This window comes from Sporosarcina sp. NPDC096371 (assembly GCF_044762865.1).
Lineage (GTDB): Bacteria > Bacillota > Bacilli > Bacillales_A > Planococcaceae > Sporosarcina.
This window is the reverse complement of sequence record NZ_JBIWFE010000010.1, coordinates 87,004-105,820: the sequence shown is the minus strand read 5'-3', so window position 1 is coordinate 105,820 and position 18,817 is coordinate 87,004. Positions and strand designations below refer to the sequence as shown.

The window sequence follows — 18,817 nt, the reverse complement described above, 5'->3', positions numbered from 1 at the left end:
TCACAGGTATCGGCTCTTTATCTTTATTGCCCATTTTCGCAGTACATTCTTACCCTTTCAAAAATCATCCTCGATGGTTGCGTACATATAATGATCTTCCCAGACACCATTAATATATAAAAGTTTGCGCATTAGACCTTCCTGGGAGTAGCCCGCCTTCTCCAACACTTTCATAGAACCGATATTACGGGGTGAAACGAATGCCTCCACGCGATGTAAGGCCATTTTCCCAAAAGCGAAATGAGTCACAAGACGAACAGCCTCCGTTCCTAGCCCACGCCCTATCTCTCTTTCATCGATGGAATATCCCACGAACCCACTGGAAAAAGGCAATCTTTTAATGCTGTACAGCGAGATATGTCCAATCAGTCGATCTGTCTGTTTATCAAAGATTCCAAAATTATATTCTCTTCGATCTCGCATCTGATAAATAGATTCTCTTATTTTCTCTCTTTGAACGGCAACACTATAATAACTGGAATCATTTCGTGGTTCAAAAACAGTCCAATAATCTTTATTTGCCGTTAGCAATTCAGTGAAAAGCGATGCGTCTTGCTCCGTCAATATCCGTAAGTAACACGTTTCCCCATCAAGTAAAATCAATATCTACTCACCCTTTGACTGAAGTAAGTTCCATGAACTCCTCGACGTCTTTCACACATAATGCTACGCCTTTTGCCCAAAATGCTTGTTGCGTAATATCCTCACCCAGATGTTTCATCGCAAGATCCTCTACACTCATCACTGCAGTGTCACGCAGTAGCGCCATATATTTCTGTTCAAACCCTTCGCCTTCCTCTAGCGCTTTGGCGTAAATGCTTAACGAGAACAAGTAGCCAAATGTATAGGGGAAGTTATAGAAAGACGTACCCGTAATATAGAAATGCAACTTGGATGCCCAGAAGTGTGGATGTGTTGTATCAAGTGCATCCCCATAAGCCTCTTGCTGCGCCTCTGTCATCAAGTCGTTCAATCGTTCTGTAGAAACGATACCGTTTTTACGTTCTTCATAAAATCTTGTTTCAAATAAAAACCGAGCATGAATATTCATGAAAAATGCCACACTACGCTGAATTTTATCTTCCAACAATGCGATTTTCTCGTCATTTGTTTCCGCTGCTTTCACCGCAGCATCCGCAACAATCATTTCTGCAAATGTCGATGCAGTTTCTGCAACACCCATTGCATATTGGCGATTCATCCAATGAACTGGACGTAATGCATACGAATGGAATGCGTGACCAAGCTCATGCGCAAGTGTTGCAACATTCGACATCGTTCCGCTATAGGTCATGAAGATACGAGACTGCTCCGACTTCGGCATACCTGTACAGAAGCCGCCCGGTCGTTTGTTAGGACGATCTTCCGCCTCAATCCAGCTGTCTTCAAACGCCTTCCTTGAGAATGCTTCTAGCTCAGGACCAAATTCTCCGAAGTGTTGCAAAATAAACTCTGCACCTTCTTGGTACGATAGCTTTTTCGTCGATGCCGACACTGGCGCATCCATGTCATACCAGTTCATCTTCTCTGTACCCAACATTTTCGCCTTGACGTTCAAGTAGTCAACGAACGGTGCCTTATGGGAACCAATGGCGCTCCACATCGCATCGAGTGTTTCTTCACTCATACGGTTACGCAGTAGAGGCTCCTTTAAAGCAGAATCCCATCCCCGTTTTTTGTATACGGCTAATCTAAATCCAGCAATTCGATTTAATGCAGAAGCGAAGAAATCTTCTTTTTCTCCCCATGCTTCTTCTAACGCTTCAAATGAACGCTTTCGTACATCAGCACTCGCATGTGAACTTAAATTATTGGCTTGCCCAACAGATAGTTCTTTTTCCACGCCATCGACATCGATCTTAATTTTAATATCCCTGACAAGCAAGTCATATAATTGACCCCATCCTTGAAGGCCATCGACGCTTAACGATGTGATTAAACTTTCTTCTTCCTCGGACAACTTCAGCGCAACTTCTTCGCGCCACTCCTCCAACACGAATGCAAATTCCTTCAACTCAGCCGACTCCATGAGACCTTTCCATGTATCCGCATCTGTTTTAGCGAGTGTTTGTTGAATGGTCAACATCACTGTCGAGAATCTCGCGCCTAATGTGCTTATTTCTCCTTGATGGATCAACGCTTTTTTATCTGTTGTATCAGCTGCTAGGAAACAACCGATGACTGCGCCCGCCTGTGATAGATCCAGTGCCACGTCTCTTATAGAATTAATCAGATTTGCTACTTCGTTTGCTGCATCCACCGACACCGGTATTTGTAATGCACGAGCTGTTTCCTCCAATGAAGCGAGCTGGTCTTTCAAACCATCCAGATGCGTACGCAGTTGTTGCGATTCACTTCCACCTTTAAAAAATACATCAAGATCCCATACTTCAGAATATGCTTGTTGCGCCAACTCCATGTCCCCCTTATACCGTTCCAAATTTTCTAAAAATGCAATTTAATTATAACATGAAACTTCGGCTTGCGAAATTAGTCAATTACACCTTCGCTTCGGCCTGTTCACATGCAGAACTTTTTTTGTTTTTTAGCCCTTCAGCTGGGCAAGTGAAGACCTTTTCTTACATTCAGTACATTTGTGACGGAAACTTCACACTTTCCTTCGCAGGTTCCGCCTTTCCTATGTATACTAGTCAATAGGAGGATTTTTCATATGAACAGAATGATAATAATGACCCTTTCGCTCATTGCCGCTGTACTTGTCAATGTAGCAACCAATATAATACCTTTTAACGGAAGTACAACTGTAGAAATTGCAAGCAGATTACCCGTGCTTGTGATGCCTGCAAAATATGTTTTTGCTCTTTGGGCTATCATTTACGTGTTACTTGCCTACTGGCTATATAACTTCAACAGAAACAATGTACATGTTAGCCATACGCTACAAAATTGGAGAGCTACCCTATTTGTTATCAGTTGCCTACTCCATATTGCGTGGACATTGCTTTGGCATTCTGGTTTCTTTACTTGGACAATTGTCCTCATGGCTTTGCTACTGGTTACGCTACTTGCCATTTATTTTACTTATCAAAAAAAAGACAATCAATTTTCCAGTAGAGTACCCATCGCCGTCAACCTAGGTTGGATTTTCATCATGACCATTGCCAATATCAGTTATGTCCTTACCCTACACGATTGGTCTGGTTGGGGGTTAAGTGATCCATTATGGGCGGTAATTTACTTAACTTTTGCTACTGCAATTGCACACCATTTCCTCTATCATCATGCTGATATCGCCTTAGGTACCGTATTCATGTGGGCATTTATCGGCATTGCGGTGAAAAACGGGATGGATGAGTTATTTGTTTCAGCCGTTGCACTGTTTCTAACTGCTACAATCGGAGTCGTTATTTTTTTGAAACGAAAACAACTAACGTCTAAAACATGATAAAATCGCCCTACTTTCAATAAGAAGAAGGGCGATTTTTTATGCTGGTAAAGGAGACAAGCTGAATAGCAACGGAGACATAATTGTCCAATCTCAGCCATAATAGCCCATTTTGCGGTCCAAGCTATACAATTAGCTAGCGCATTGTATAAGATAGAGATTCTTTAAGCAAGATGATTAACAGGTATGATAAAAACCTATACAGTTAATCATTAATGGAGGGATACTCTTGCAAAACAACAAAATATTGGCTGCCTTATGCTATTTCAGTGTTTTTTTTGCCCCCTTACTTCTCCCCCTCATCATTTATTTCATTACAAGTGACCGGGAAATTAAATTCCATGCTAAACGCTCTCTCGTATCACATCTTGTTCCGGTTGTGCTACTTATCGCCGGTTTTATTATTCTTACCTTTTCGATGTTTTCTTTTACAAATCGAATGAGCGGGATACCCAGCGAAAACTTTGGCTTTGGCTTTTGGCAATTCGCCCCGGTACTATTCTCACTGATCTATGGTCTTCTATTCATCATTATAGTAATTTGGAACATCATACAAGGTGTCAAAGTGTTTAGATGAGGTTTATCACACCCCTATAGCGGGAATAGCATAACAAATATTGTACTTAGGAGAGAATGAAATTGAATCTTGGTAAATTAGTTAAAACGGCGATTAAAGTAGCCCCAATCGTCTATCCCATCGTGCGAAAAGTAATCGCGAATAAGAAAGGCTCCAATGCGACAATTCCGAAAAAATAATCTGACGACCTGCAAAGCATTAAAAAGTTTGCAGGCTTTTTTCTGCGCCGCAATATGATATAGTATGGTATAGAAAAAAACGAACGCAGAAAGGATTTGTGCAAAATGATTGCAAAAACAGAACAGGATATCGCAGCGTTAAAAAAAATCGGCAAAATTGTTGCTGAAATCCGTGAAGCGTTAAAAGAAGCTACCGTCCCAGGTAAAACAACAAAAGAAATTGACGAGCTTGGTGGACGTCTCTTTGAAGAAAAAGGGGCTATCTCCGCACCAATCGATCAATATGATTTCCCTGGTTACACATGTATCAGTGTCAATAATGAAGTCGCACACGGCATTCCAGGCTCCCGTGTCATTCAAGACGGCGATCTAGTTAACATCGACGTTTCTGGCTCATATGGCGGTTATTTTGCTGATACAGGCATTTCTTTTGTCGTTGGAACTCCTAACGACAAAAAACAACAGCTTTGCGATGTTGCCAAGAGCGCTTTCGAGCGGGCGATGACAAAAGTAAAAGCGGGTGCCAGCCTAAACCAAATCGGTAAAGCTGTTGAACGTGAGGCAAAAAGCCACGGATTGGCTGTCATAAAAAACTTGACGGGGCACGGTATCGGAAAATCTCTACATGAAGAACCACAACATATTTTGAACTATTATGATGCTTGGGATAAAACACTTCTGAAGGAAGGAATGGTCCTTGCAGTAGAACCGTTCATCTCCGAAAAAGCAGAAAGTATTATCGAATTAGGAGACGGTTGGACATTTGTCACGCCTGATAATTCCTTCGTCGCACAAATCGAGCATACGGTTATCGTCACAAAAGGCGAGCCGATCATTTTAACTCAACTATAATATATACAAAAGGGCTACCTTCTGAATCCGTATCGGTTCAGAAGGTAGCCCTTTTGGTTATTGTCTAGCTACGGGTGCCAGATGCTTGAGTCGCTTCAGTAGGGAAGGATTGAATTTCATCCTTCCTCCTTGTCGTATCTAGCAGGCACCCTCCGCATTTCATTATTTCTTCTTACTATTCCCCACTGTTTTCGAATTACCTTCCGACAGTTGGCCTTTGTACCAAACTTTCTGGACCGTTTTAATGCCTTTTGTTAGCTTACGGTAATCGCGCTCTTCCGCATAAGACAACAGTGTCAATACTTCTCCGTCTTCGCCTGCACGGCCTGTCCGACCTGAGCGATGCAAGTATTGTTCAATCGTATGGGGAACGTCTACATGGATAACATGTGTTAAGCCATCGATATCCAGCCCACGTGCTGCAAGATCCGTTGCGATTAGCACACGTAACTCCCCTTTACGGAAGTTCTCCAATGTTTGTTGGCGTTCAAACTTCTTCATTTCAGAATGGAGAACCGCAATCGGTGCCTCGTTGTACTTCAATTTCATTTCTTTCATGCGCAACTGATCGACGTTATTAATGAATGCAAGGGCACGAATTCCCTTTAAATGAGAGATTCCGCGTAATACATCGGTCTTATCCCGCACATCTGTCTTCGCAAATGAATGGACAACTTTACCTGATTTCGGCATGTCTTCCGCACCGACTTGAATGTAAATCGGATCATTCATAAATTTACTAGCCACGACTTCAATTTCTTCAGTAATTGTCGCTGATACGGCAACCACTTGTCTATCCGGATTTGCTGCCTCAATCATATTTTTTACAACCACACGGTGATCGCGCGACAGGAGCTGATCTCCTTCATCCAAAACGATATGGCGAATATCGTACATTTTTAATTTTTTCACCTTCACAAGCTCCGCCAGGCGGCCCGGCGTTCCAACAACGATCGTTGGCTTTTTCTTCAAATGCTCAATCTGGCGCTGCATATTAGCCCCACCGATTAGTTGGGTAACAGTGATACCTGTTCCTTCAACCCATTCCCGAATCACGTTGACGATTTGCATCGACAATTCCTGTGACGGCGTTATAATCAGTGCCTGGGTCTGTTTTTTATCGCCATCGACCAACTGTAAAATCGGCAAAACGAAAGCCAGTGTCTTACCCGATCCAGTCGGCGACTCCGCAACGATGTCTTTCCCTGCCAACATCTCAGGGATCAATTTTGTTTGGATTGGCATTTCGTGCTCGAACTTCCACTTATTTTTGAACTGATCATCCATATTTTCCAAGAAGGACATTCTTATCTCCACCTTCACTCTAGTCTTTTCAGTGTATCACAATAGGTCCTAACGCACGTACTATCTATCGTTAGATTTTGTGACATCGCTGGAAATGATAAAACGCCCAGAAGCTAATCATCCTGCTTCCAGACGTTCTTTCACCCTTTAAGTGTATGACCGCATCTTTCAATCGCCGTTTCCGCGAGGACAAGAAGCGAATCGATACATTCAGCACCGAGTGCTAGTTCCTGATTCACAACTGATAATTCCGTACAGCCAAGAATCACTTTATCGCAACCTGCTTCATCCATCGCAGCTTTAATGATGGACCACTTTTCACGATCAGCGGGCTTTCCAGCTTTCACATCATCATAAATGAGTGACATGACGACAGATTGAATATGCTCATCAGGCACGACAGCCGTCATACCATAGCGCTCACACGCAGTCTGATAAACCCCAGTTATAATCGTCCCTGTTGTCCCAAGGATACCAATCCGCTTTGCCCCATCCCTGGCAGCCCTAGCCGCAGTCTCTCCAATCATATCGATGACTGTCAGATCCGTTCCTTCTTTGATTTGCCCAAAAAAGGAGTGCGCCGTATTGCATGGGATTGCGAGAATCTCAGCGCCTGCTACACGAAGTCGCTCCGCATCTGATAGGATTACCGGCACCGGATCCTTATCACTTTTACCTAAAATAAATGCGGTGCGATCGGGAATGTGTGGGTTATTGGTAATAATCATGTCGACATGATCTTGGTCTTTTTCCGCCTCTGTCAATCTGACAATCATTTCTCCAATCAACATAGTTGCAAGCGGACCTACCCCACCAATAATGCCTAGCGTTTTCTTAGTCATACATTAAGACAATCCTTTATTATTAAAGTATTTTTTATATTTCCGGTAGTAATTTAAGTTATTCATCATGAGTTTTACCCAGCGAGTCAAATTGAAATCGGGTTTATAAAAGAGTGAGTTCGTCGATTTCCCTTGTGCAATCAGCTGCTTCGCTTCTTTTTTCAACTTGTCATTCTGTGTATATTTAAACAAGACGCCTTTGGGAATAATGAGCCATAGATGCTTGTCTTTCGCATAGGTAAGTTCAAGCGGCTTATTAAATATATGATCGTCTGCTACATATTTCATAAGGTTATGTCCGCTAGCAGATACATAATAGCTACTACGACCATTTCTCAAGTTAATCTCAAATAATTTATATTGCCCGTCACGCATATCTAATTTCATGTCGAAGTTGGCAAATCCAATATAACCAATCTCCTCTAGGAAATAGCGGACTTTATCCAATAACGCTTCATCGAATGTATTAATGATGGCTGCATAACTGCCAATGCCTTCTGGAGAATGTTCTTCCAAAATAGGATTCCCAAGTGACATAAGCTTAACTTTTCCATCCTTCCCAACATAGGCATTCAACACGCGCATGTAGGAATCATCCCCTGGTATGAACTCCTGAATCGTCAAGTTATCCTTATAAGTGGACTGATAAATCGCAGTCAGGATTGCAGTCTTTTCTGCTTCATCGTGGGCAACAAATACTTTCTTTTTACCGGGGAATGAACAGTTCCAATAAGCCACGGAATTAGATGCTTTAATAATAATTGGATAGTTAAAATCGATAGTGAATGTATCTTTCGTTTCATACGTACAAAGAGCCGTTTTAGGATAGGCAAAATTAAATTCTTCACATACATTATAAAAGTTCTCTTTCAGTACAATGCGTTCCATCAATTTCTGATCAATATATGGCACAGCAAAATGCGGTGTAAGTTTAGATTTATTTGTAATGATCAATTTTGCATAATCATCCCCACAAGCAAGGAGAAGAAGTTTCTGACCTTTAAATTCACTTGCGATTTTTAGGATTGCTGGCAAAAATACATCTTGCTCATTTAATCGTGGAATAGCACGAAAGTGAAGAATTTTACTATTTTCAGTTGCAGTTAATTTGGCACGTCCTAAGATAAGTGGTTTAATGCCATACGCTTCGTGGAATGAACGTGCCATCCCGTATGCATTCATGTCCGAGCCCAATAAAATCGGCAAGAATGGTTGGTCTTTAACTGTCATATGTTGTCACTCGTTTCTCTTATTTAAATAGAATACTTACCTATTTTATCATACGACGCCTGAACACGCTATGTATCACATGTCCGATTCTACATCCCCTGACACGCTATTCTTATGGGTATTCCGTCGTTAACTTTCCACATTTGGAGCAGTCTATGCGATAATCAAAGTAGTAACGGAAGGGGCCATTCCCACTTCCATTCATGGAGGGATTTAGAGTGACAATTCTTTTAACAGGTTCTACTGGTTTTTTAGGCGGTAAATTGCTCAATAACTTACTTGCAACAACTGATCATACATTATTTGTACTTGTCCGGGATATCGAAAAAGCAAAACGGTTGGTCGCTAGTCTTTCGGAGGGAGCAGATGAAAGGATTACGATTTTGCATGGAGATATTACACAACCATTTTGCGGATTGACGAAAGAAACCATTCAAGAATTAACAGAAAAAGTTGACCTTTTTTATCATATAGCGGCCCTTGTCAAATTCGATGAGGAATTGCGAGAAGAGTTATTCGCAGTCAATTACGGCGGGACTGAACATGCACTCGAACTTGCCTCAACCTTACAGGTCAAACAGTTCATTTATGTCAGTACAGCCTACACAGTCGGAAAGCGGACCCATGGTGTGGAAGCATTGTACCCTATCGACGCAGACATCCATAACCCCTATGAGGAAAGCAAGGTAAAGTCCGAACATCTCGTCCTTTCTTATGCTGATCAGATGGCTGTATCCATTTTCCGGCCTTCCATCATCGTTGGAGATTCTGAAACAGGCGAAGCGGATTCCGAATTTACCCTTTACGGTTTCATGCGCGCGCTCGATGTCTTCAAACGAAGAGTCTTAAGAAAAACAGACAATGTGGAGACGATCTACCACGTCATCGGCAGTAAAGACTCCACGTCAAATCTAGTACCCGTCAATTACGTTGCCGATATTTTAGCGCTCGCGGCGAAAAAGGCGGAAGCTGGCATGATTTACAACATAACAAATCCATCACCCGCTACAAACTATGATCTGTTAACCATGATTAAGAATGCACTTGATTTCAACCAACTGGAAATCATTGAAGATGTTGACGTACAAACGTTGACGACTGAAGAACAGCGATTAAACGGCATGATTAGCATCTTCAATGCCTACTTATCTCGTTCGTTTCATTTTGACGACAGCAACACACAGCAACTGATTGAAGGGACAACTATTAAACATCTTGCTATGTCCCAACAAACTATGCAAATGATCATTAATGCTTATTTCGATGTCCGTGTGGAAGACATCACCTAACGACTTGATCAATGAACTACATTAATATTAATTTAAATTGTTCAGAATAGTGTTGACACCCACAATTAGGTAATGATATCCTAAAGTAGTTAGTTATTCAAAAATGAAAGGGAGGTACGGAACATGACTACACTTAGAACTGCTCAACAAAACTTCATAATCATTCCGTGCCCATCCGCTATGTAATTTCTATAAATAATTCATACGGAATGGCATGTTCTGCCGTTCTTTTTCTATGAGCACACGCTTATGTAAAGAAGCGTGTGCTTTTTTGTGTGTATTTACCTAAATTCTGCCGAATTTAGGTATAGCCTCCGGCGGATGTCACAGATTTTTTAGGGGAGCTTTTCGAGCTCTCTCGAAAAAAAATCTGGACGCAATTACGCCAAGGCGTAATTGATTGTAAATCTGGTGTTTTCACGCATTGCGTGTTGCATATAAAAACAAAATAACAGGAAAAGGAGTGCTGGTGATGATCAACATGAAACAGCAGAAAAAGTTTTTAAAAAAGGAATCTCTCGAAAGCGGGTAGTGTAGATGGGGGTAAGCCCCCCATCGTCTAAAAGTATTGCGTTGCAAAAAAATTAACGAAGGAGGAGAAACGAATGATCAATGTACAAAAGTTTGATAAGCAGATGAATGCATTAGTAGGTAAAAATAAATTGGAGTTGCCAACACGCTATTTAGGTGGGAAAAGGCTAACAGGAATGGTGCTAGCTACACCTTAACAATACAATTGGACTTCTCCTTAAGGAGAAAAATAATGTTTATTATTGATATAGAATGTAACAAGATACGGATGGCTGAATTACAAAAGGAAGCAAGACAAAATGATTTAGGGCATCGCTCTCTCTCTAAGAAAAATAAGACAAAGAAAGCTTTCCCGATAAATTTCATGAGCTTCTTTACGAGTCAACAAACAAAATAATCGTAAATATTGATTAAGATATTAGCTGTATAATGAAGTCCCTAGCGAGTAAATACACTCACTAGGGATTTTTTTATTCATTGACTCCATCATTTTTAAATCCTTATCTGAATACTATGTTTTAATGATTGACAAAGCAATCCATATCCCTTAAAGTAAATTTCAACAACTTCACAACGACTTATCAAGAGAAGCTAAGGGACTGGCCCGATGACGCTTCAGCAACCTCTGTCTAACAGAAAGGTGCTACCTCCAACAAGTATACATGCTTGAAAGATAAGAGCCTTGATGTGCAACATCCAACCCTCTTCTCTTTTTTGAAGAGGGCTTTTTCATAATCCAGCATTTTATTTTAATTTACCCGAAAACCTACTAAACAAATAAGAATTGTTTGCATAGTATACACTTAACATCTTTTTTCTACTACATTAAGGAGGTACAACAAAATGAACTTATTCGTAAAAACAGAACGCCAAACAGAATGGTTACAACGTTTGTACGAGAAAGAGGCTACATTTAAAAAATCGGCTGCAGAAATTGATGAGCTCTCCATCTTTCCAAAAGAAAATATTCAAGCACTCATAGATATCGGTTATACCAGCGGTACGCTTCCAACAGCTTATGGCGGCGAAGGATTCACTGTCTATGACATGATTCTTTTTCAAGAAACACTTGCTAGTTTTGATGCAAATACGGCCCTTTCCATTGGCTGGAATCTCGGAGTGGTTGGCGATCTATTCGAGAAAAAGCTATGGACGGATGACAACTTGAAGTTCTTTGCACGAGAAGTTCTGAACGGTGCTCTAGTAAATCGATCGGTGAGTGAAGCGCAAACAGGAAGTCCGACACGTGGGGGCCGCCCCGGAACAACCGCCGTCAAGGCAGACGATTGTTGGCTACTGTCAGGACGGAAGATTTTCACAACCGCCTCCCCCGTTCTCACGTATTTCCTAACATCTGCATGGATTGAAGAACAGCAAAGAGTAGGATTCTTCCTCCTGCATAAGGATTTGGCAGGACTCACTATTGAAGAGACATGGGACGTCATATCCATGCGTGGAACCGCCAGCCATGATCTAGTTCTGAACAACGTCAAAGTCGATGCGTCCAAACTTGTTGAACTTTCGGAAGCACCGAGTGGCGGGCAAACGAACGGTTGGCATCTGCATATTCCCGCGTGCTACCTCGGAATTGCACAAGCAGCGCGTGATTATGCCGTCCATTTCGCCAATCATCATACACCAAACAGTTTAAACGGACCCATTAGTCAATTACCAAGTATCCAACAGTTAATCGGCGAAATGGAATTGGCGTTAACCCAAGCAAGACATCTACTCTATAGCGTCGCGGAAGCTTACGACGATAACTCACGAAGATGTCTTCTGTCCAATGAGATAGGCGTCGTCAAACATACAGTCACAAATTCAGCCGTGACTATTGTCGATAAAGCCATGCGGATTGTAGGAGCAAAAAGTCTGCAACGTAGCAACCCTTTGCAACGGCACTATCGTGATGTTCGAGCTGGTTTGCATAATCCACCCATGGATGACATGACCATTAAAAAACTAGCATTGTCCGCCATTGAACAAGATCAGGCTAACAATCCACTTCAAGGCTAATTCGCATATAAAAATCAAAGGAGATGTTATTCATGAAGAATAAAAAAGTGTTAAAACTTGCAGCCATTGGTTTGGCGTTGGCCACTATTTTAGCAGGTTGCAGCTCCGATTCAGCTGACAATGAATCAGGCATACAAAAAATAAAAGTCGCCTACGATCAGGCCTCAAAACCGATGTCTTGGTCAGATGACAAAGGAAATGCAACTGGTTATGACGTTGAAGTCATGAAATTAGTAGACGAACTACTACCCCAATACGAATTTGATTTTATCGGAACGACAAGTGATGACTTATTGGTAGGGGTTGAACAAGGGAAATATCAGGTAGGGATTAAAAATGCTTTCTGGACGCAAGAAAGAACTGAGAAGTTTATCTTCCCGAAAGAATTTATCGGCTTAAGCAGTGCAGGTCTTGTGCTAAAGAAAGAAAATGAACACATCAAAACGCTAGCAGATTTTGCATCAGCCAATTTTTCATTAGCACCTATTGCAGCAAACAATGCCCAATACACCATTATCGATGAATACAACAAGGCGAATCCCGACAATCCGGTAAACCTCCAAGCTGGCGATGCTTTCTCCGTTGAAGTCGTCCAATGGGTAAATGAAGGGCGTGTTGACGGCGGTGTCATCATTGAAGGCGCTTTTGAAAAACAAGTGACCGCTGCAGATGGTCCCTACCATAATCTTGTAAATGATGTTGTCTACAATGAATTTGCAGTCATTAAAACATGGCCGTTGTTCAACAAAAAAGAGCAAGTATTTGCAGATGCTTACGATCAGGCAGTCAAACAATTAAAAGAACAAAAGAAAACAGATGAGTTGAGCACAAATTTTTATGGAAGAAATCTGTTTGACGTATTAGAAACCGTAGAAAGATGAGGATGCAAAGACCGCTGGGTGCGCAACAAGCTCAACGGCCTTTATTTCTATAATGGGGTGACAACATGGAAAAGTATTTTGACGCGACATATATATGGGAATCACTTCCGGTACTCATCCCCTTTTTAAAAGTGACATTTCTAGTTGCCGGACTGTCCGTCTTGTTTGGAACGCTGCTCGGCTTCCTCTTAGCTGCCGCGAAAATCGGTAAAAATAAGTTTGCAAGAAAAGTGGCTAATATCTATACAACCATAATGAGATGCACCCCCTCTATTGTCCTCCTGTTTTTAGTCTATTATGGGATTCCAGCTCTTGGAGAGAATATCGGTCTGAACTTAAACAATGTGAATACAGCCGTATTTGTCGTCATCACCTTTACACTACAATTCGCCGCCGCCATGTCCGAGGTAATGCGATCAGCGTTTGCATCGATTGACAAAGGACAATTTGAGGCCGCAGTCAGTGTGGGATTAAGTCACCCACAAGCGTACAGAAGAATTGTCTTTCCACAAGCTTTCGTCGTCGCATTGCCGAACTTTGGCAACAGCTTGATTGCGGTACTTCAAGAAGGTTCCTTAGCCTATACAATCGGCTTAATAGACGTTGTCGGAAAAGCAAACCTCATAATTGCTGGCAACTATAATGCACATACATTGGAAATCTTTATTGCCCTAGCGATTATTTACTGGGTACTATCCATCGCGATTGAACAATTGTTTTTGAAAATAGAGAAGTTTTTCAGCAAAGGCAAACAAGCGTTAAAAACGAACTAAGGTGGTGAGAAAGTGTCGGAAGGTCTCAATTATCCATTTTTATTGGATACGTTCTTTGTCGCATTGTCAGGAGTCCCTATCGCATTGGCCGTTACAATCGTCGCTTTACTCATCGCCTTACCTTTTGGGTTTTCACTAGCTTTAACGCGCATCAATCGCATCCCCGTGTTACACCGTTTGGCGCAAGTATACGTATCATTTGTTAGAGGGACACCCATCATCATAAAAATTTTCATCATTTATAGCAGTGTTCCTTTATTGCTGTCTTCCTTCTTCACAAAGTTTGAAATAGACATCAACATTTATGATGTACACCCCATTTGGTACGCTTTCATCGTCTTTTCATTTCATACGACAGCAGTTCTAGTGGAAGTATTTCGCTCTGCTTTAGGTACAGTCGATAAAGGGCAATTGGAAGCTGCCCAATCGGTGGGGCTAACCAATGTGCAAGCGTTTAGGAGAATTGTCATTCCACAAGCACTCGTCGTTGCCTTGCCAAATGTCTGTACAGCAACCGTCAATCTGATCAAAGCAACCTCTTTGGGTTATGCGTTGTCATTACCGGAAATCACGTTAAAAGCGAAAGTGGCGGCCAATGTTGGCTACAACTACATTGAGGCCTATATCGATATCTTTCTCGTCTACCTCATTTTATGTAGCGTAGTGGAATATGCATTTAAATTGTATGAAAAACGTCTCAGCAAATATAAACCTGCGAGTGTTTAAGTGTGATAGGGGGATAAAAAAATGTTGCAGATTAAAAATATCCATAAATCATTTGGCCAAAATGAGATTTTGAAAGGTGTCGATATTTCTATTGATAAAGGGGATGTCGTCGTCATTCTTGGGCCAAGCGGTTCCGGCAAGACAACCTTACTGAGGTGTATCAATTTCCTAGAAAGAGCAGATGAGGGCCTTGCCATTTTCGGAGATGATGAAGTTCAGTTAAAAACAGCGTCTAAAAAACAAATTCATGGCATCAGACAGAAAATCGCATTTGTCTTTCAAAACTATAATCTATTCCATAATAAAACAGCATTAGAGAATGTAACGGAAGGGCTTATTATTGGTAGGAAAATTTCCAAAGCGAACGCGGATGAGATTGGAAAAAGAGCCTTAGCTAAAGTAGGTCTCTCTGAAAAATGCAGTGCCTACCCTAGCGAATTATCTGGCGGACAGCAGCAACGGGTCGGCATCGCTAGAGCGGTTGCTTTAAATCCAGACATTATCTTATTTGATGAACCCACCTCTGCATTGGACCCAGAGTTGGTCGGTGAAGTGTTAACCGTCATGAAAAATATCGCTAAAGAAGGAACGACCATGTTAGTCGTCACGCATGAAATGTCCTTTGCCAAAGATGTAGCCAACAAAGTCATCTTTATGGACGGCGGCGTTGTTGTGGAAGAAGGCTCGCCTCAGGATATTTTTGTGAATCCAAAAGAAGAACGTACACAAAAGTTTTTAAAAAGAGTCTTGCCAGAGGATTTTTCGTATTATATCTGAAGTTACACCACGTCCTAAACTGATTACAGCTTAGGACGTGGTGCTTTTCATTACCGCCATAAATTCTAAGGATATTCGTTCGGGGGCTGCGATGGAATCGTACCCCTACACATCCAAACTTCACGATGACCGTATAGAAGTCATTCCATCCAAAGCGATCCAAAACAACTATTCACGCCGCGTACTGTCAACTACAAAACACTACATAATATCATATTTAAAATAAAGTTTGACAAAGTTGTGAACAAAGTGAATAATATATGACAAGGGAGTGAACGAAATGGAATCGAGACTGAAAATGCTAAACGCTGTTAAGTATGTTGGGGGCACGATACTTGCGATTGGAATTTCTATCTTTTTGTACGGCTTCTTCGTAAGCGATTACAGTACAATTACAGGCATTGGGATTGGTACGGTTATGGGGGCTGTCTTCATCTTCATGATGGGGGTATTCTTTGTAGCAACTGAAGAAATGCAAGAAAAAGTCGATAAAGGCATACGGGTCATTCAATAGATATAACAAAAGGAGCGCCATTGAGGCGCTCCTTTTTGATGTTGCTATTACATATCCCAAACCATAATCAGTAATGTACCGAAAATAGTGACGAGCGCTATGGCAACTCCATAATAGATGTTCATATAGATTGCAAGCTTATCCTCTGTTTCACCAGCATGCATGAAGACGACGAGCTGAACTGCCGCTTGCACGAATGCTGTAATTAACAGAACCGTCATCCCCACTGCAAATGACATATCTAGAAAATAAACTGTTAATGCAGCTGCAGTCAAAACCATCGAAAAGACAAAGCCCATGACTTGTTTACGCGGGAATAATTCGCTCATGTTACATCATTCCTTTCAAATAGATGAAGCTGAAAATGAAGATCCAGACAACATCCAAGAAATGCCAGTACAAGGAAAAGATAAAGGCTTTATTAGCCGTTTTTGGCGTCAAACCATGTTTTTTCACTTGCATGATAATAAATAATCCCCAGAACAGACCAAGCGTAACGTGCGCTCCGTGCGTCCCTAATGTCGTCAGTAGAATACCTGTGAAGGCACTTACTTGAAGCCCTGCACCAACATGGACGTAATGCACAAATTCATAAATTTCCATACCGAGGAATCCTAGACCAAGCAACAATGTAATTCCAAAGAATGTCATCATTGCATTCTTTCGTCCAAGTCGCATGGCATGAATACCAAGACCAATTGTAAAACTACTCGTTAACAGTAGGATTGTTTCAATGAGCACCGGCGTGAGTTCAAAAATCTCTGCACCAGCAGGTCCGCTAGCGGTACGATGCTCCAGTGTGAAATAAGTTGCGAACAGAGTTGCAAACAGCATCACTTCGGCGCCAAGGAAAATCCAGAAGCCTAAAATATTCAACTTATTTTGTTCTGTTTTATATTCAAGCGGAAGTGAATTATCTATTTTCATCTGTTAACACCTCGCTATCTTTTTCTGTTTCTTCAAGTTCTTTAACCGAAATATAGTGCCCGTCATCCTTTTCAAACGAACGATGCGCTAGGCAAGCAAAAATCGCGATCGTTGTGATGATTAGAGGTATCCACATACTGAATACAAACGAGAAGCCCCATACAAAGAAGATAGAACTGATGATAAACGGCATACCACTGTTATTCGGCATATGAATTTTCTCAAGCTTGCCAGTGAATAACGGTTTACCTTTTTTCTTGTGATCCCAGAACGCTTCAATGGAGTCCACTTGTGGTGTTCTCGCAAAGTTATACGATTGAACCGGACTCTGTGTTGCCCACTCAAGCGTACGAGCATTCCATGGATCGGAACTGATATTTCTTGGAGCATAACGCGTACTGTAATAGATGTTGTATACAAGAATCGCAACACCCATCATCAGAACAATAGCGCCAGCGAAGGACAGTAAATTCAACGCTCCATAGCCACTTGCCTCTGAATAAGTGTACATACGACGTGCTTGCCCATCTAGCCCTGTGAAGAACATCGGGAAGAATGTAACGTTAAAGCCAATCGCGATAAACCAGAATGCCCATTTACCAATTTTTTCACTCAACATGTAGCCAAACATTTTTGGCCACCAGTATGTTAGACCGGCAATCATCGCGAAGACAACGCCTGGAATAATGGTATAGTGGAAATGCGCGACCAAGAACATCGTATTATGGTATTGATAGTCGGCACTGGCCATCCCAAGCATAACTCCGGTTACCCCACCGATTGTGAAAATCGGGATGAACCCGATGGTATAGAGCATTGGAACCGTAAATCGAATTTTCCCTTTTCGCATCGTCAACAGCCAGTTGAAGATTTTTATCCCGGTTGGAATCGCAATCGCCATTGTCGTGATGGAGAAAATACTATTCGTAAGTGCACCTTGCCCCATCGTGAAGAAATGGTGTGTCCAAACCAAGAATGAAAGGAATGAAATGATCACAATTGAAGCGACCATCGATTTATAACCATAGAGGTTACGTTGTGAGAACGTAGAAACAATCTCACTATAGATACCGAATGCCGGTAACACCAGGATATAAACTTCCGGATGTCCCCATACCCAGAACAAGTTCGCCCAAAGCATATCCATCCCGCCATTGGTCATTGAGAAGATATGCGTACCAAATAGTCGGTCCATCGTTCCCAATAGTAGCGTAACAGTCAGGACTGGGAATGCGAAAACAACAATGGCATTCGTGATTAATGCAGTCCATGTAAACATCGGCATTTTCATTAACTTCATGCCAGGTGTTCTCATTTTAAAGATTGTCGTCATGAAGTTAATCCCTGAGATTAACGTACCAATACCTGCAATCTGAATAGCGATTAGATAATAGTTCGTTCCTACGGATTGGCTAAAGTCATTCCCTGCAAGTGGGAAGTACGAAGTCCAACCTGCGTCAGGTGAACCACCAACAACGAATGAGATATTAAATAACATCGCACCCATAAAGAACAACCAGAAACTAAGTGCATTTAAACGTGGGAATGCTACATCACGCGCTCCGATTTGCAAAGGAACAACGAAGTTCATGAGGGCATAGATAAATGGCATCGCCATAAAGATAATCATAACTACCCCATGTGTCGTAAATACTTCGTTATAATGCTGCGCATCCAATAAATTATTATCAGGTACAGCTGTTTGTGCCCGTAGCATAATCGCATCTACTCCACCGCGGAATAGCATAAGCAAAGCGGCAATTAGATACATTATACCGATTTTTTTGTGGTCAACTGTTGTCAACCATTCACGCCATAAATATCCCCATTTTTTGAAATAAGTTAAGCCGAAGAGAATCGCAATCACAGTTAAACCAATCGCAACCATGGATGCGTATATCGCTGGACTTGCATGGGGTATGGCAAATCGATCAAAGTAATCCATACTTTTTAGAACTCCTTTCTATAGAAACCAATACTCGATTTGTAATG

The 18,817-nt window shown here is 41.6% G+C and carries 21 protein-coding genes and 1 riboswitch; of the genes, 13 read left to right on the top strand and 8 right to left on the bottom strand.

The genetic code is table 11. From position 1 onward, the window contains the following. Positions 1–57 precede the first annotated feature (57 nt). Positions 58–603, bottom strand: a complete 546-nt coding sequence (locus ACIQ0H_RS19875) for a GNAT family N-acetyltransferase (protein ID WP_403418742.1) — start codon at positions 601–603, stop codon at positions 58–60. Between the two features lie 7 nt (positions 604–610). Next, positions 611–2,419: a M3 family oligoendopeptidase gene (locus ACIQ0H_RS19870; protein ID WP_403418814.1), complete on the bottom strand. Its 1,809-nt coding sequence runs from the start codon at positions 2,417–2,419 to the stop codon at positions 611–613. A 252-nt stretch (positions 2,420–2,671) separates the two neighbouring features. Here ACIQ0H_RS19870 and ACIQ0H_RS19865 point away from each other — a divergent pair, with 252 nt between their 5' ends. The 4 genes from ACIQ0H_RS19865 (at position 2,672) to map (ending at position 5,014) form a co-directional block, all read left to right on the top strand. After that, a complete protein-coding gene (locus tag ACIQ0H_RS19865; protein ID WP_403418740.1) occupies positions 2,672–3,406 on the top strand; it encodes a tryptophan-rich sensory protein in 735 nt (244 codons plus the stop codon). Between the two features lie 229 nt (positions 3,407–3,635). Next, positions 3,636–3,983: a magnetosome magnetite crystal formation protein family gene (locus ACIQ0H_RS19860; RefSeq protein ID WP_403418738.1), complete on the top strand. Its 348-nt coding sequence runs from the start codon at positions 3,636–3,638 to the stop codon at positions 3,981–3,983. 62 nt (positions 3,984–4,045) lie between these two features. Further along, positions 4,046–4,162: a hypothetical protein gene (locus tag ACIQ0H_RS19855; RefSeq protein ID WP_403418737.1), complete on the top strand. Its 117-nt coding sequence runs from the start codon at positions 4,046–4,048 to the stop codon at positions 4,160–4,162. A 105-nt stretch (positions 4,163–4,267) separates the two neighbouring features. Continuing rightward, complete coding sequence (gene map / locus ACIQ0H_RS19850; protein ID WP_403418735.1) at positions 4,268–5,014, top strand: type I methionyl aminopeptidase; 747 nt, start codon at positions 4,268–4,270, stop codon at positions 5,012–5,014. A 162-nt stretch (positions 5,015–5,176) separates the two neighbouring features. Here the strand turns inward: map and ACIQ0H_RS19845 are convergent, their stop codons facing one another. The 3 genes from ACIQ0H_RS19845 to ACIQ0H_RS19835 form a co-directional block, all read right to left on the bottom strand. Continuing rightward, positions 5,177–6,319, bottom strand: coding sequence for a DEAD/DEAH box helicase (locus ACIQ0H_RS19845; RefSeq protein ID WP_403418733.1), 1,143 nt, complete (start codon positions 6,317–6,319; stop codon positions 5,177–5,179). A 140-nt stretch (positions 6,320–6,459) separates the two neighbouring features. Next, positions 6,460–7,161, bottom strand: coding sequence for a cysteate racemase (cuyB, locus tag ACIQ0H_RS19840; RefSeq protein WP_403418731.1), 702 nt, complete (start codon positions 7,159–7,161; stop codon positions 6,460–6,462). A 3-nt stretch (positions 7,162–7,164) separates the two neighbouring features. Then, positions 7,165–8,391, bottom strand: coding sequence for a carboxylate--amine ligase (locus tag ACIQ0H_RS19835; protein ID WP_403418729.1), 1,227 nt, complete (start codon positions 8,389–8,391; stop codon positions 7,165–7,167). 218 nt (positions 8,392–8,609) lie between these two features. Here ACIQ0H_RS19835 and ACIQ0H_RS19830 point away from each other — a divergent pair, with 218 nt between their 5' ends. From ACIQ0H_RS19830 to ACIQ0H_RS19790, 9 genes are all read left to right on the top strand, one after another. Next, positions 8,610–9,680: an SDR family oxidoreductase gene (locus ACIQ0H_RS19830; protein ID WP_403418727.1), complete on the top strand. Its 1,071-nt coding sequence runs from the start codon at positions 8,610–8,612 to the stop codon at positions 9,678–9,680. A 605-nt stretch (positions 9,681–10,285) separates the two neighbouring features. Further along, positions 10,286–10,408, top strand: coding sequence for a hypothetical protein (locus ACIQ0H_RS19825; RefSeq protein ID WP_403418726.1), 123 nt, complete (start codon positions 10,286–10,288; stop codon positions 10,406–10,408). A 35-nt stretch (positions 10,409–10,443) separates the two neighbouring features. Next, complete coding sequence (locus tag ACIQ0H_RS19820) at positions 10,444–10,608, top strand: hypothetical protein (RefSeq protein ID WP_403418724.1); 165 nt, start codon at positions 10,444–10,446, stop codon at positions 10,606–10,608. Between the two features lie 178 nt (positions 10,609–10,786). Then, positions 10,787–10,891: riboswitch (SAM riboswitch) on the top strand. Between the two features lie 163 nt (positions 10,892–11,054). Further along, a complete protein-coding gene (locus ACIQ0H_RS19815) occupies positions 11,055–12,227 on the top strand; it encodes an acyl-CoA dehydrogenase family protein (RefSeq protein ID WP_403418722.1) in 1,173 nt (390 codons plus the stop codon). 32 nt (positions 12,228–12,259) lie between these two features. After that, a complete protein-coding gene (locus ACIQ0H_RS19810; RefSeq protein WP_403418720.1) occupies positions 12,260–13,108 on the top strand; it encodes a transporter substrate-binding domain-containing protein in 849 nt (282 codons plus the stop codon). A 65-nt stretch (positions 13,109–13,173) separates the two neighbouring features. Then, the gene (locus tag ACIQ0H_RS19805) at positions 13,174–13,881 is read left to right on the top strand and encodes an amino acid ABC transporter permease (protein ID WP_403418718.1); all 708 of its coding nucleotides are present in this window, start codon (positions 13,174–13,176) and stop codon (positions 13,879–13,881) included. Positions 13,882–13,893: 12 nt separating this feature from the next. Further along, on the top strand, positions 13,894–14,607 hold the full coding sequence (locus ACIQ0H_RS19800; RefSeq protein WP_403418716.1) for an amino acid ABC transporter permease: 714 nt from the start codon (positions 13,894–13,896) through the stop codon (positions 14,605–14,607). 21 nt (positions 14,608–14,628) lie between these two features. Next, a complete protein-coding gene (locus ACIQ0H_RS19795; RefSeq protein WP_403418714.1) occupies positions 14,629–15,384 on the top strand; it encodes an amino acid ABC transporter ATP-binding protein in 756 nt (251 codons plus the stop codon). Positions 15,385–15,664: 280 nt separating this feature from the next. Further along, positions 15,665–15,898, top strand: coding sequence for a hypothetical protein (locus ACIQ0H_RS19790; protein WP_403418712.1), 234 nt, complete (start codon positions 15,665–15,667; stop codon positions 15,896–15,898). Positions 15,899–15,945: 47 nt separating this feature from the next. On the opposite strand, the gene qoxD is transcribed toward ACIQ0H_RS19790, so the two are convergent. Genes qoxD through qoxB form a run of 3 tightly spaced genes read right to left on the bottom strand, consistent with a single transcriptional unit; the run spans position 15,946 to position 18,770 of the window. After that, complete coding sequence (gene qoxD / locus ACIQ0H_RS19785; RefSeq protein ID WP_403418710.1) at positions 15,946–16,227, bottom strand: cytochrome aa3 quinol oxidase subunit IV; 282 nt, start codon at positions 16,225–16,227, stop codon at positions 15,946–15,948. Position 16,228: 1 nt separating this feature from the next. Continuing rightward, positions 16,229–16,825 (bottom strand): cytochrome aa3 quinol oxidase subunit III, encoded by a 597-nt coding sequence (gene qoxC / locus ACIQ0H_RS19780; protein ID WP_403418708.1) that lies wholly within the window; start codon positions 16,823–16,825, stop codon positions 16,229–16,231. Next, positions 16,812–18,770, bottom strand: a complete 1,959-nt coding sequence (gene qoxB / locus ACIQ0H_RS19775) for a cytochrome aa3 quinol oxidase subunit I (protein ID WP_403418705.1) — start codon at positions 18,768–18,770, stop codon at positions 16,812–16,814. Before qoxB ends, qoxC begins: the two co-directional genes overlap by 14 nt. Between the last annotated feature and the right edge of the window lie 47 nt (positions 18,771–18,817).